This window comes from Burkholderia sp. JPY481 (genome assembly GCF_038900515.1).
Classification (GTDB): Bacteria; Pseudomonadota; Gammaproteobacteria; order Burkholderiales; family Burkholderiaceae; genus Paraburkholderia; species Paraburkholderia youngii.
Map to the genome: position 1 here is coordinate 1 of NZ_JAYMRT010000050.1, position 13,166 is coordinate 13,166.

At 58.5% G+C, this 13,166-nt stretch carries 9 protein-coding genes; 6 read left to right on the forward strand and 3 right to left on the reverse strand.

From position 1 onward, the window contains the following. The first annotated feature begins 183 nt into the window (after nt 1-183). The gene (locus VSR82_RS38615; RefSeq protein ID WP_429463723.1) at nt 184-1,557 is read left to right on the forward strand and encodes an IS4 family transposase; all 1,374 of its coding nucleotides are present in this window, start codon (nt 184-186) and stop codon (nt 1,555-1,557) included. Between the two features lie 2,491 nt (nt 1,558-4,048). Here VSR82_RS38615 and VSR82_RS38620 read toward each other — a convergent pair. After that, complete coding sequence (locus tag VSR82_RS38620) at nt 4,049-5,023, reverse strand: ParB/RepB/Spo0J family partition protein (protein ID WP_410852902.1); 975 nt, start codon at nt 5,021-5,023, stop codon at nt 4,049-4,051. Beyond that, complete coding sequence (locus tag VSR82_RS38625) at nt 5,020-6,228, reverse strand: ParA family protein (protein ID WP_498858784.1); 1,209 nt, start codon at nt 6,226-6,228, stop codon at nt 5,020-5,022. Before VSR82_RS38625 ends, VSR82_RS38620 begins: the two co-directional genes overlap by 4 nt. Nucleotides 6,229-7,071: 843 nt before the next feature. On the opposite strand from VSR82_RS38625, the gene VSR82_RS38630 reads away from it, so the two are divergent. Then, nucleotides 7,072-8,448 (forward strand): replication initiation protein, encoded by a 1,377-nt coding sequence (locus VSR82_RS38630; protein WP_410852904.1) that lies wholly within the window; start codon nt 7,072-7,074, stop codon nt 8,446-8,448. Between the two features lie 151 nt (nt 8,449-8,599). Here the strand turns inward: VSR82_RS38630 and VSR82_RS38635 are convergent, their stop codons facing one another. Next, nucleotides 8,600-9,145, reverse strand: a complete 546-nt coding sequence (locus tag VSR82_RS38635; protein ID WP_410852905.1) for a hypothetical protein — start codon at nt 9,143-9,145, stop codon at nt 8,600-8,602. Nucleotides 9,146-9,568: 423 nt separating this feature from the next. Between VSR82_RS38635 and VSR82_RS38640 the strand changes: the two genes are divergently transcribed. From VSR82_RS38640 to VSR82_RS38655, 4 genes are all read left to right on the forward strand, one after another. Beyond that, nucleotides 9,569-10,270 (forward strand): VirB8 family type IV secretion system protein, encoded by a 702-nt coding sequence (locus VSR82_RS38640; protein ID WP_410852906.1) that lies wholly within the window; start codon nt 9,569-9,571, stop codon nt 10,268-10,270. After that, the gene (locus VSR82_RS38645) at nt 10,267-11,151 is read left to right on the forward strand and encodes a TrbG/VirB9 family P-type conjugative transfer protein (RefSeq protein WP_498858785.1); all 885 of its coding nucleotides are present in this window, start codon (nt 10,267-10,269) and stop codon (nt 11,149-11,151) included. Before VSR82_RS38640 ends, VSR82_RS38645 begins: the two co-directional genes overlap by 4 nt. A gap of 12 nt (nt 11,152-11,163) precedes the next feature. After that, nucleotides 11,164-12,462, forward strand: a complete 1,299-nt coding sequence (locus VSR82_RS38650; protein WP_498858786.1) for a TraB/TrbI/VirB10 family type IV secretion system protein — start codon at nt 11,164-11,166, stop codon at nt 12,460-12,462. A gap of 85 nt (nt 12,463-12,547) precedes the next feature. Next, the coding region (locus tag VSR82_RS38655) for a lysozyme family protein (protein ID WP_498858787.1) at nt 12,548-13,166 on the forward strand (619 nt) is incomplete at its 3' end.

The window sequence follows — 13,166 nt, forward strand, 5'->3', positions numbered from 1 at the left end:
TTTCACCGGTACAGCCTCCGACTGGTGACTGTACCGGGCGATCTCCGCACAAGGAATGTCGTCGCCGTTCAGACTGCGATGCGTGTGGAAAATCGCCGCTACGAAAACGACTTCTGCAGAGCTTCCTAAACTGGATCGGACGGTGTTAACTTTCGCGCATTCAATTGATGTAGCGGCTGCGGATTGGCGATCGGAGACGACACGGCAGACTGGGCGAGCGAGGAATTCGCGCAAGCGAATCTCGGAGACGCTCGCCTGTCGCATCGCCTGATTGTGTTAGCACGTCAACTGGCGAGCAGCCCCCACACGTCGCTGCCGCAGGCTCTCTCGCCTGCTGAACTGAAGGCGGCCTACCGGTTCTTTGACAACGACCAGATCGACACCGACGGTGTACTGGCGCCGCATATCGCGCAGACGCTGCACCGTATGGAGCAGATCCCGGTGGTGCTGGCGATACAGGACACCACCGAATTCAACCTGACGCATCTGCCTGCCACAGATGGTTTGGGGCGCTGTACCGGTGGCAATGAACGCGGGTTCCTGATGCACAGCCTGCTGGCGGTCAGTCCGGAAGGCTTGCCACTCGGCGTACTGGGCATGAAGACGTGGGCGCGTCGCGAAGAGACCCAGGGCAGCGCCGCGCAGCGCAAATCCCGGCCCATCCACGAGAAGGAAAGCATCAAGTGGATCGAGGGACTTGCGCACCTGTCGGCGCTGAAGTCGCGCTGTGAGCACACGCAAGTCATTGGCATCGGTGATCGCGAAAGCGATGTCTATGAACTGTTTGCTGCGCAACGCCCGGACGGAGTGGACTGGCTGGTGCGCGCGGCGTGGAACCGCTGCGCGCGGCACCCCCAGCGCTATCTCTGGAAAGCAGTACTGGACACCCCCGCAGCAGGTCACACCGAGTTGCTGGTGCCGGCCAAAGGGACTCGCCCCCAGCGCACTGCACGCCTGACATTGCGATACGCATGCGTACGTCTGCGACCGCCTCAGACGCGGACCCGTTTGCCCGAGCTGGACGTCTTCGCCGTGCACGTCATCGAGGACAAACCGCCTGCCGGTATCGAGCCACTCGAATGGATGCTGCTCACCTCAGTGCCCACTCACTCGCCCGGGCAGGCACTTGAGCGGCTGCAATGGTATGCACGGCGCTGGACGATTGAAACCTGGCACCGGGTACTCAAGAGTGGCTGCCGCATCGAGGCCCGCCAGTTCGGCACGCTCGAACGCTTTGTTCGGGCCACCTCCCTGTTCGCGGTCATTGCCTGGCGCATTCTCTACACCACGCTGCTGGCGCGGCTGGACGGTGACCTGCCTTGTGAGGTGGTCCTCCAGCCCGTCGAATGGCAAGCCCTGTATTGCCGAGTGCATCGAACCACCCGGCCACCGGACACGGTGCCGTCGCTGCATAAGGCGATACGATGGATTGCCGCCCTGGGCGGCTACCTGAATCGACGTCATGATCCACCACCCGGCGCCACGGTCATCTGGCGAGGTTTCCTCGTCTTGCACGAAATCACCGAGATGTTCCGCATCTTTAATTCAGGTCCGTAACTTGTGGGTAAAGCTCAGCCGTGAACGACGAGGCTTCACGCGCATCTGGGCCAATTTCGTTCAATCTGCCAAGCCTTTAGAGAGCCCGCATCTGCGCAACAATGCGCCAACCGAAGTCGCCGCGACATATCGGTACCGAGCGCTTAATCAGTGCCTCGCGGTATGCCGCCCCACCCTCGCCTCCCTCCTCAATTCCTAACGCCCCCGACCGATTTCCCCGTTGGTCGCCACCATCAAGGCATTGACGCTTCGCGCATCCGCCGTATGCATGAATTCCACTAAGTTGGCGATCTCTGTGTCGGGCCCATGGGCGGCCTGCGAAGTGTCTTGTTTCGTCATACCGCCTTCCATCATTGACAGAAGTCCTCTCGGACAGCCAGCCGCGCAGAATCCGGCAAGCTACAAATTACGTAATGTTCACTACGTCCGACGCGTCCGTGCGGCGAAGGCCCCGTCCGAGCGACAGCTCTTAGTCTTTTTGCCGATCATATCGAGGACCCAGCCGTGAAACAATTGCGGTCAAAGCCGCAAGAGCGCTGACAGACGGGGCTTGGGAGCTGCCAGAAATTGTTCGGCAATGTTTCACAGAGGCGGCGCGCAATTCTGCCGCGGGAATTTCGAGTTTCCAACTAAGCCTCAGGCCAACATGACGGCAACTCCTTAGTTATGCCAGGGATTTTGCTTTGCGCCGCCCGGGGGCACATTCTGCATCGACACCGAGAGTTCGCGAGAGTGGATGAGCGAGCGCGTCGACGAGATACTGCGTCTAGCGCGGCGTGCCGCCGCAGACCAACCATCTCGCGCTTACGAGCTCGTCTCGAGAACTGCTTGTACGTATTCGCCATCCTCCTTGGCCTGAAGGCCGGAGATTCCTGCGGCGCTACGCGTGACAAGCATCATGCGTCGTCGCTTCGGCCGGGTTCCAGTTTCCCAGAGCGACCGGACTGCCGCATCTCTCTACAGATTAGCCGGGGCATGTCCAGCTCTTCGCTGCTGAAAGCGTTCCGCCGCGGCGCGGCATGTTAATTGTGTCATGCCATATCGACAGGGTTCCCTGTGGCCGTACGCAATACAAGCGGAATTTCGCCCATGTGTTGCGGTTATTTGCTGAGACGTGTCCGCCGGAAGGATGCGTCTCGCTTTTCTGCTCGGCACGGAAGCGAGCCAGCCACCCTCTCAGTCGTGCTTTTGCTCAAGTTGACGCGGAACGTCGCCCCAGTCCTACTGGAGAATCACTGTGTTCAGGACAGAGTTGGCCTGTATGTTCTGACCAAATACCCAAGCGTGCCCGCAGTCGACTTCGCCATGCTGCGCGTCTACAGGTCCTCCATAGCAAGCGCTGCGCAAGCGCGAGACGTCTCTAGTACCGCCTGATCCGTTGAGCGCCTCAAGATGCGAAACATCGGAGAACGCGGCAAACCGGTCAATGCCCAGTAAGCCGATGGTTGATGTCGCTTGCGGATCATGCCGCTCGAGTCGCGCGGCGTTTGGAACACCCAGTGACTGACCGGAACGTTGCCCTGTGCACCTTCCATGATGCGACTCTTGGAACTCCGCGGCGTAACCCTGAAATCGACCCGGCTCTGTTTTGGTGGGTAGGGGAAGCCGTCGTAGTGGCCGCGCTTCGTGATCTGCGTGAGCGCCACACTTCTCGCAGAAGCGGGCGCAACCACGCGCCTGATCATTCAGGCTCTGTTGCAGGGGTGAACGGGGCCTCGGCCGACGATGCCGCTTCTTCGCTATCGCGCCATGCGGCTAGTCCTTGGCACATCCCCGCGTGGCCAGCCTAGCGTCTGACCGGCTACATCAGCACGTCGTTATTGACGGACCGGCTAGGACCGGAAATGCGACAGAGGAAGCACTTGGGGCCACCTTTGGCATCAGTTCGATCGGTGCGCCTGAAGTTCGTTGCATGCAGGCAACCGTATCGGTGTTGACACAATGTCGAGACCCCTTTGGCGTCCGCGCTTTCTTCTCTCGCCGCAAACGGCGGGGCTTTGCCCGCGTCCGGCCAAACTGGATCTGTTGTCAGCGGCGAAGATCACGAATGGTCGCAACCGATGCAATGATGCTCGCCACCGTTCAGGAGCAGGCAAGAGCCGACGTTTAAGTCGCTTCCCGTTGCATCCAACGATCGGCTGCAGCGAAGGCGGCGTGGCTTATGCCCTCATGTGGGGCCTTCGCCCGGCGCGGTTATGCCGCGACGCGGGCCTTCGACCGCACATGCTGCGCTGTGTAAATCAATATTGACGGCGAGAGAGTGCCCGAAAAAACACGTGTCCCAACTTGGGACACTCGCTCGGCAAAAAGGATCGTCGCTGCCACCTTCAGTCCGCGACAACTAAAGTTCCGAATCGAGGGGATATGATCCCCCAAATTGCTGAGCCTTTCTACGACGGGGGACGCGTGTCCCAAGTTGGGACACGCGCACAGCCAGAAGTTGAGGAGGGATCGCCAAAAAAAGTGCCCTCTTGGGGCACCTTTATCTTACTCAGCAGTTGCTGCCCGAAAAAAGCTCAGCGATGAGCATCCGTATCTGCCTCTCTTTTTCGTCCGTAAGCATTCCGGCTCGAATCTTCACGGTAAATCCTACAGCATCTTTCGTAATCGACCCGGCCTGGTTCTTTCCCGCAAAAATTTTCTCGATGCTACGGTCACTGACACTACGCGATCCATTGTCACCGCTTTGGATGGCTTGCTTGATTGTTCTCGCCAGTTTCGATTGATCGAGTTCCCCAGCCACCACTCTTGCCCATACCTCTCGCGCCACTTCGACCGTTTTCGGGTTCTGGTCCCGCAAGACCGAAACGAGGCCCTCTGCGGCACTCGCCCCCAGGAGTCTCGGCTGTATATCTAGATCCTTGACCACAAAGTCTGGAAGATCCGAAAAAGCGAGGAAGCGATACAGCTCCGAACGAGATATACCCAGACCTTCCGCCATACGCTTCCGGTTGGGAAACTCTTTCTCGGTGCTACGAATAGAGCGAGCGATCTCATAGTCGGACAGGTCGTCGCGCACGACGTTTTCCACAAGGGCTAACATCGCCATCTCTTCATCCGAAAGATCGATGATGACAGCCTTGATCGTCTCTTTCCCGATCATCTTGTGGGCACGCCAACGCCTCTCGCCAGCAACAATCTGATGGCCGGGCGCCGCCCGTCGAACTACGATTGGTTGAACCAGCCCCGCTTCCCGAATCGATTCGGCGAGTTGTGTCATCTTGGCTTCGTTGAACACCTTCCGTGGCTGCCACGGGTTAGGAACGATGTCCGCAACGGCTACGTCCGACGCGGTGCCTGCCTTCTCAAGTTCGACTATTCGCTGTTGTGCCTGAGCTAACGCTCCTGCCATCCCAGGGGCGGTTCGCGGGCTGGTGGGTTTTTCTTGCTGCTGGTCAAGCTTGATGTCTTTCGCTGCCCGGACCTCAGCAGTCTTGCTCATCATGCGCTCACGCAAGTTGCTCATTGTCCGGCCCTCCATTGCGCAACATACTGATCATCGATCCACTTGCAGTAGTCCAGCAGCGGTTGCTTTACCCGGGCCAAAGTCTTCGCAACAGCATCAGAACGCGATAGGTCGAAGACCGTCGAGAAGGCTAACGCGCCGTTGCTCATAACGGAACTGGCCGGAACCTCCGTTGTATTAAGCCAGTCCCCATATGCACGTTGAGACCAGGAGCGGACAACCGGCGCTGATGATGTTGTTCCATAGTCGACTCGAGACAGGAGGACAGAGATGAAGTCGTACGTCTTATCGACCTCATGCTCCACGAACCCATGCGCGACTTCGGCGAACAGAGACCAGAAAGATACCGAGGAGATAAAGTCCAAGCTCTCCGGAACCAATGGCATAACCATCGAATCTGCCGCCATCAGGCCATTAAGGGTCATGTACGAAAGAGACGGGGCGGTGTCCAGAATGATGTAGTCGTATTGGGCCCGCAGCGGTTCAACTCCCTTGCGAAGAACAGACCAGAATTCGAAGCCTGGGTTTGTCTGTTGCGCCGTAGGAAGATGAAACTCCGCGTCATGAAGGTAATTGTGTGCAGGGATAACGTCGAGGCCATCCCAATATGTACTTTGAACCTTCCTGGCGAGTCCGCCTTCGATGTTCGGGTCGTAGATGAAAGGGAGGACCGTGTCCTCCCACGTCACGTCCTTTTCCGCATACAAGCCGCAGAGTTCCGAGAGGGACGCCTGCGGATCGAGGTCAATGACAAGGACTTTGCGACCGCGCAGGCTCAAACCTTGCGCCAGGCACATGGTCGTAGTGGTTTTGCAGGAGCCCCCTTTGAAGTTCGCAGTGATCAACACGCGGCCACGATGCTCACGAGTGCCGGTGACGAGCGGAGTCTGGTAGATGTCAGATACTTGCTGTACCCACGTGCGAACATCTTTAAGAGAGAAGATGCGCGCCCTGCCTGTGCCGTGCGCCATGCCCGGCGGAAGCTCCCCACCTTCCTTAGTCGCCAGATAATTAATCTTCTGGCGGTCGATACCGCATAGCTCTGCCAACTCCCCAATCGTGAAGACGGGAGGGTTCTTGCGAGGTCGCGGAGCCAGAATCTGGTCGCGTAGTTCATTCGCCATGACTGACAGACGCTCAGCGAACTCACCGAGATTGGAGAGCTTCACGCGCCTGTCTATCCCAGGCAATTCGCTCAAGTTCATTTTGCAGTTCCTATGTTTTGTCTAGGTGAGCTGATTTCTTCACGCTCACCATCGATTTCTACGGTTATTGGTGGATCACGCGTCGAACCGTAGAATACTCATCCCACTGCAGAATTGCCATTGAAATCTGACTGGAACAGCGAGTTCAATCGTCTCCAACGTTTATTTCCTTTTATTTCAACCACTTACCCGACCTGATTAGCGGAAGACTGTAACGGAAAATCGCCAAAGGGAGAGACGACTAACGGGCCCGGAGTCGAAAAATAAAACCCGCCAACACAGAACGCCTCACCTTATCCGGACTCAAAAGCCGCCAAATTTCGGCCCTCATTTGTGCGCCACACAATTCGCCTCACCTTCGCTGAAGGCCCGGCCGACGACGTTTTTGTCAAAGATCCCAGATCCCAGGTCTGTGCGTCAGCCCAATCCCACTTTCCCATTTACAAACGCAGACTGCATCGCTCCGCGGCAGCTTGTTCGTCGCGCACATTCGGCCCGCCGTGGTTAGTGTTTACAAAATAAACAAAAACCACAAACAACTAACGTAAAGCAGACTTTCTTTAAAAAACAGGAAGTTAGATAGCCAAGGTGAGGCGAATTGTGTCAAAGGTGCTGTTAATTGAGAGCTAGGGTGAGGCGTTTACCACCCCAAGGTGAACCAAATTGAGCAGCAAGGTGAGGCGATTTGGCGCGAGGGTGAGGCGAATTGTGGCGAGGGGCGGGTGAAAGGTGAGGTGTTCTGTGTGGACCGCCGAGCAAGGTGAGGTGATCTGTGTTGACTTCGCACCTTCCCATCGGTACCGTACCGCTCCAGATATCCTTGACCGCAACCTTGGAGGCCGCATGACAACTGCAGGGCAAGTAGCCACATCTCGGCAACTGGCCTTGGCTTTGTTCGACGACGCAACCGGTCAGGATCTACCGGTCGACACAGCGCGATCCGATATTGGCTTCGCGCGAAAGAACGTCCTTATTCGAATTATCGATTTAGGCGTCGCAGCGCGACGTCTGATCGATGCGGCGTATTTCATCGTTGCTCAGGACGAACAGGTGCGTAGCCTCTATGACGTTGAGCTGGATTACTTCAAATGGCTTATGCGTTACTCGAGTCGCAACAACACCCATCTCGAGCAAGTCATCACAGAAGCCCAACGAGCATTGATCCAGGCGACCACTGCTCCGGACGCCGATGGCGAAAAGCCCTTTGGCTCAGTACAACTGATCGGACGCATCTCGTACTCTGGCGGCCGCTTCCAATTTCGAGTACCTCCGGATCTCATAGACATCATTCGTGGTCCAGGCAAGTCGCATTGGCTCAGCCTGCGTATTACGTCACTCTTCACCCTCAGCTACGCACGGGTCATGTACGACCACTTGCTTCCATACGCCGATGACGGAGAAACGGATTGGCTTACGCTCGATGAATTGCGTTTGTGGCAAGGGGCAATGGGTGCCAAGGCAAACGAGTTCAAGTACTTCAAACGAGACTGGCTAGTACCTGCTATTGAGCAGATCAACGAGGTCTCCGACCTGAGGCTTTCATACGAGACGCGCAACGAGCAGGGGTCTCGGAAAATCGGTCGCCTGAAGTTCCGCATTGAGCGCAAAGAGATGGCTGAGCGCATACTTCATACTCACGAGCAGGCGCAAGCGATCTATCAAACGTTGAAGCAGGAGTTCGGGCTATCCAGCGCTCAACTCAACCAGATCGCGGCATCGCGCGACACCTACAACGATGAACGATTGGAGCAGGCAATCGAGCGCACGCGCTTCAGCTTGAAACTGGGTAAGGTGTCGAAGAGTCCGGCGGGATTCTTCATGAAGGCACTGAAGGAGGGGTGGATCATCTCCGACGCTGAGCGTCAGATGGTAGAGATCCAGGAAACGTTGGCGCTGACAGAACAACGCGAAGTCGAAGTGAAAGAAAAGGCTGTCAATCGGGCGGCGTTGCGGATCGCCGCCCAGGATGTGCGTGCTCAGGACCGTAGAGTCGAAGAAGTCCGGCGCGGATGGGAAGCTTATGAAGCAGCGACACCTCGACAGCGAGAGGACTGGCGACGGACCTATAAGGTAACGCCCGCCGGCAAACTCACTTTGCGTCGACTGGGCATCGATCCAACCAGCGATTTGGCTGAACCGACGATCCAGAAGTACCCCGACCTAAAAGACGGATTCGCCGGCTACGTATTCAACAGGTCAAGGTCTGGCAAGTCTCGCTAGTCTCAGTTCGATACTTGTAACGCATGTTGGCCGCAGAACGTCTAGTGTTTCCGCCGGCGTCTTTCCTGTGCGAATTTTGCGGACATGCATTCCGACCAGGCGATGAAAACGACGAAGCTCAACGGACACGTCGTCCCCGACCGGCGGCCTATCAGATAAGTTGCAACACTCCAATCAAAACCGCGTTGATTGCCCTCTCAAGACGCGGAAGATCCGACGAAATGCTGGTCAACTGCGGCGAGTACAGCCTGATGTAACCTTCCTCTTTATGGCGTGTGAGCCTCACGACCTGTTGTCGGATCGGCGCCAGAAACCCAGTAGCCAGGCCCGCGAGTATCTCGTGCACCTTGAGGTCGGAACGGGCGCCAAAGCTCACGGCGCGCGCTATCAAGAGTATACGCCCAGTCCGCTTTTCAATCTTCGCGAGTGTTTCCACGGTTTCAAAGGAAATGCGATGTGCGTCGCCAAAAGTGTGGATAACTTCGTCTGGGACTTTTGCTGCGCGCAGCAACCGACTGACGTGTGGTTTCGAAATGCCCAAGGCTGAGGCCAATTCAGACTGCGATCGCCAAATTTCCCGATTCAAAAACGAGCGGCAAAGCCGCCCGAACATGATGATCGATGTCTTCCGTTGGCGCAGGCTGTTGTATTGGGCGAGAGCCTCTCGCTGAAGAAGCGTAAGTGAATCTGTCTGCATAATGGATCTTTCCAAAATGAGTTCAGGCTAACCCGGACGCTCGAATGTCAAGGAACCTCAAGCATCAACCGGGCGATCACATGTCGCGATTAAGGAACTTGGCATTTTGAATTGGACGTCGCCAAAACTTCCGTCAGCCGGCTGACACCGAAAGCTCGACATTCTCGTTTTAAATCAATGACGTGACTGTGCGGTTCCATGTAACCCATGTAAACAGCCACGATCCTATTCGATACGCTCGCAGTCGTTGCCCCGAAAGCTACCCCAAAATCGTCATCATTTCGGCTTAAGCCCGTTAGCCGGCTGACGCGACCCATCGCCGAGCCCCACAGCCCAGAAAGCGCCCACAAATCGCACCTCTTTTGCATGAGTTGCTTCCCATGCGGCTGATTCAATGGAGTCGGTCCAAATGGAACGAGCGTCATGCCTCTTTTCCGCAGCAAAAAGCAGATAGCACTGTCTACCGCCCCTGGGGGCTACTCCGAAGACGATCCCGAGAAGATCATCTTCGATAACGGCTCGCGCCTGCGCGTTGAAGCGAACCACTGGAAGACCTTCTGCTTCATCCTCGTGTTCATTGCTGGCGGCGCAATCTACACCCGAAATCCAGCGCCGTCCGTCGTGAAGGCCTATGGTGTGTGGGGGGACGCGAACGGCCATGCTGTCGTTACCCAACTGACGGCATACAAGCCAGACGATCAGGCTATCCGCACCTCGCTTCGTGAGACCGTCGAGCGATGGTTCACGATCGAGCCGGTCCTCACCGATGACATCCAGACATCGCGCATGGCTCGCAACATCAACGGCGTGAAGGCCATGATGGTCGGCAATGCTCGCAACCAGTTCGGCGACTGGGTCAAGACGGATGCACCGTTCCAGCAGATCACGCTCAACCCGAAGCTGGTGCGGGAAGTGCGCGTGACCAACGTCGCGATGCTCGAAGACTCGACCGCGGTGGTGGAGTTCACAACAAGCACGACGCAATCGCCGGCCGACAAGCCGGTGGTGCAGAAGTACGCGCTGACGTTCCGCTACCAGATCATTCCCCCGACTTCGGAAGACGCGCTCGGTACGAACCCGTTCGGCGTTTTCTATCCGTTGTTCTCCATCCAGAAAACGCAATGATGATCGACTCCCGCACGCTCGCCTCGTGGGTCGCGGCTCTTGCCTGCGTCACGGTGGTCTGCTCGCCAGTGTCTGCTGCAGGGAAGGGCAGCCCGGCTCCGTCCGCACCCTTCGATATCGCTACTGCGATTGGCGATCCCATGAGCCCGGTGAATCCCTATAACGCCGGTACCGACCCGATCACCATGCCGGGTGACGCCCGCATGGCGGTGTTCCCCTATAGCCGCGACCAGATCTACCGCATCATGACTGCGCCGCTCAAGACGACAACGATCGAGCTGGCGCGCGGAGAAGTGCTGGCGACTGAGCCCGCGCTTGGCGATTCGATCCGGTGGATCGTGGATACCGACGGGTCGAACCACGTATTCATCAAGCCGGTCAAGCCCGGTCTCGTCAACACGCTGCACCTCACGACGAACCAGCGCGAGTACGACATGACACTCGTCTCGTCGCCGATGGGTGGCCTCTTCTATCAGACCGTGCGGTTCAACTATCCCGGTTCACTGATGGCCAAGGTACGCGGGCGCGAGGATGGCAACGCCGACACGACCGATGCGGGGCAGGGTGGACCCAATGCCAATGGTTCCGGGCCGCTCGGTGTGTCGCCCGACAAGCTGAACTTCGACTACACGGTTTCGGGTTCGGCGCCGTTCCGGCCGGAGACCGTATTCGATGATGGCAAGTCGGTGTGGCTTCGCCTGCCTGCGAATGCACCTTTTGCGGTGCCGATCGTGAAGGATCATGGAGACAACGTCAGCCCCAACTTCATCCGTCGTGGGCAATACATCGTCGTGCAGGAAGTGCCCGAGGAGATCGTCCTGCGCGCTGCGAACGACCAGGTCACGATCAGGCGCGGTCGTCCCGGCATCTTCGGCTTCTGAGAGCACGCGCACATGACAGGGCTAAACGGACAGCCGACGGGCGCGCAGGCGCAGATTGTCAAGGGGAAGTCGCCACGCAACGCGCTCATCAGCGCGGGCGTGGTCGCGGCCGTCGTCATTGCGGCACTCGGCTTCTACTACCAGGTCAAGGAGAGCGCCAAGGCCGACGACGAGGCGAAACTGGCAAAGAAGGCCAAACAGGCAGAAGTGGTCGACAGGTCGAACAGCACGCAGGACGTCGACAAGATTATTGAGGATCAGCAATCGGCTGCACGACGGATTGCGGCGTCCGAGGCGAGAGCTGCCGCGTTGCCGCGCGCGGCTTCCGCTGCAGCGCCCAGCCTCGCGCCAGGTCTGACCGCGGATAACTTCGTCGCTGACCAGCGCACTCGCGAACTCAAGACACAGGCGGATACCGACGCAATTTACGCGTCGGCGATCTTCCGGCCCGGCGTCAAGGTCAAGGATTCCGGGACCGCGCAGGCGACCTTGCCACCTGGCATCCTCACGCCGCAGCAGATTGCCGCGCGACAGGCATCCGCCCAGCAGGCTGCCACCGGTGCAGCCGGTGCACAGGTCGCCGCAGCGCTGGCGGCAGCGGGCATTGGTCCGGAGGCCGGGCGTGGCGCCGTTTCATCGACGCAGGACCGCGACACGGCGTTTATCAGGACCGCAGCAGGGCAATCCGGCAATGGCGAGGATTTTTCCCGCGGTGGCTTCGTGGGGCAGGCGCACGGTTGCGTGCTTTCGCCGCCGCACCATATTCCGGTGCTCTCCATCGAAGGGCTGAATTCCGATCGTCCCGGCACCGCTGCGCTCATGGTGGAAAAGGACGTCTACGACAGCATTCGCGGTGACTGCCTGATGATCCCGAAGGGCACGATGATCACCGCGCCCTACAGTTCGGATATCCAGCCCGGCCAACAGACCATTCTCGTGGCGGCAACCGAAATGCGGCTACCCAACGGCAAGCATGTGCCGCTCTACGGCGGGCAGGGTGCGGATGCAGATGGGTCGGCAGGGTTCTCCGGCGACGTCAACAGCCACTTCCTGAGGATCTTCGGCACGTCGTTCCTCACGGCGATCCTTCTGGGCGCATTCGACAAGGGCGGCACGTCGTCGACCACCACTGGCCCGCTCGGCGTCACGCAGGTGGGCACGACGGCCGGACAGGTCGCGGCGCAGACGTCGCAGTCTGTTCTCGATCGCTACAAGAACATCCCGCCCACGATCACGACGGGCCCGGGCGAGCGCCGCTTCATGATCAAGGTCAATCGCGACATCTACATGGAGCCGTACCGCGGTGACTAGGCGCCTCGTCATCCTCTCGCTGGCGGCGCTTTCGATAACAGGCCGCGCGGCGACCATCGAGAACATCGTCAGCCCGACGAGCGTCGTGCTGACGCAGGCAGGCGCACGCTCGGTCGCGAACTTCGATGGCAAACCCGTTTTCTACTGCGGGCTGGAAGCGTTCGAATCGTGGGCCGCACCACTCGTCGGCCAGCCGGTGCGCAGCAATCCCGAGACCGGTATCACGGTGTCTGTCGATGCGCGCGAGGTTCCGCTCGAGCGTCTGCTGGTGAAGAAGGGCTGGCTGCAACCTGTCGTGCTTGATGACGACGCGCAGGCTGCGATCGCGGAAGGTCGCGGCGGCTGGGCGTGCGCAGGCGCGACGGCGCCGTTCGAGCTGATGCACGCGAGCGTCGATCCCAAGGTGCTGGCGGGCATCGCGCTCAATGAGTCCGCCTTCAATGGCCGGGCATGGCCATGGACCCTGAACGTCGCGGGGCAGGGCTATTTCTTCAGGTCCCGCGAGGACGCATACCGCGTGATCCAGTCGCTGATTGCCGGTGGACGGTGCGACTTCGACGTGGGCCTCATGCAAAACAACCGTAACCTTTCGGGCTGTTACATTGTGGTCGCCGTCTCACGCGATGCGCTGACAGTCACTTTTCTTGTCGCGCACGCCATATTGATAAGATTCGTTAGCGGAATAGCGTCATCGAAGGTGCGGG

Excerpts from the sequence above, each read along its gene's own strand:
- VSR82_RS38625 (WP_498858784.1), bottom strand. The coding sequence starts at position 6,228 with ATGAACTTGAGCGAATTGCCTGGGATAGACAGGCGCGTGAAGCTCTCC.
- VSR82_RS38645 (WP_498858785.1), top strand. The coding sequence starts at position 10,267 with ATGATGATCGACTCCCGCACGCTCGCCTCGTGGGTCGCGGCTCTTGCC.
- VSR82_RS38650 (WP_498858786.1), top strand. The coding sequence starts at position 11,164 with ATGACAGGGCTAAACGGACAGCCGACGGGCGCGCAGGCGCAGATTGTC.
- VSR82_RS38630 (WP_410852904.1), top strand. The coding sequence starts at position 7,072 with ATGACAACTGCAGGGCAAGTAGCCACATCTCGGCAACTGGCCTTGGCT.
- VSR82_RS38640 (WP_410852906.1), top strand. The coding sequence starts at position 9,569 with ATGCCTCTTTTCCGCAGCAAAAAGCAGATAGCACTGTCTACCGCCCCT.
- VSR82_RS38620 (WP_410852902.1), bottom strand. The coding sequence starts at position 5,023 with ATGAGCAACTTGCGTGAGCGCATGATGAGCAAGACTGCTGAGGTCCGG.
- VSR82_RS38635 (WP_410852905.1), bottom strand. The coding sequence starts at position 9,145 with ATGCAGACAGATTCACTTACGCTTCTTCAGCGAGAGGCTCTCGCCCAA.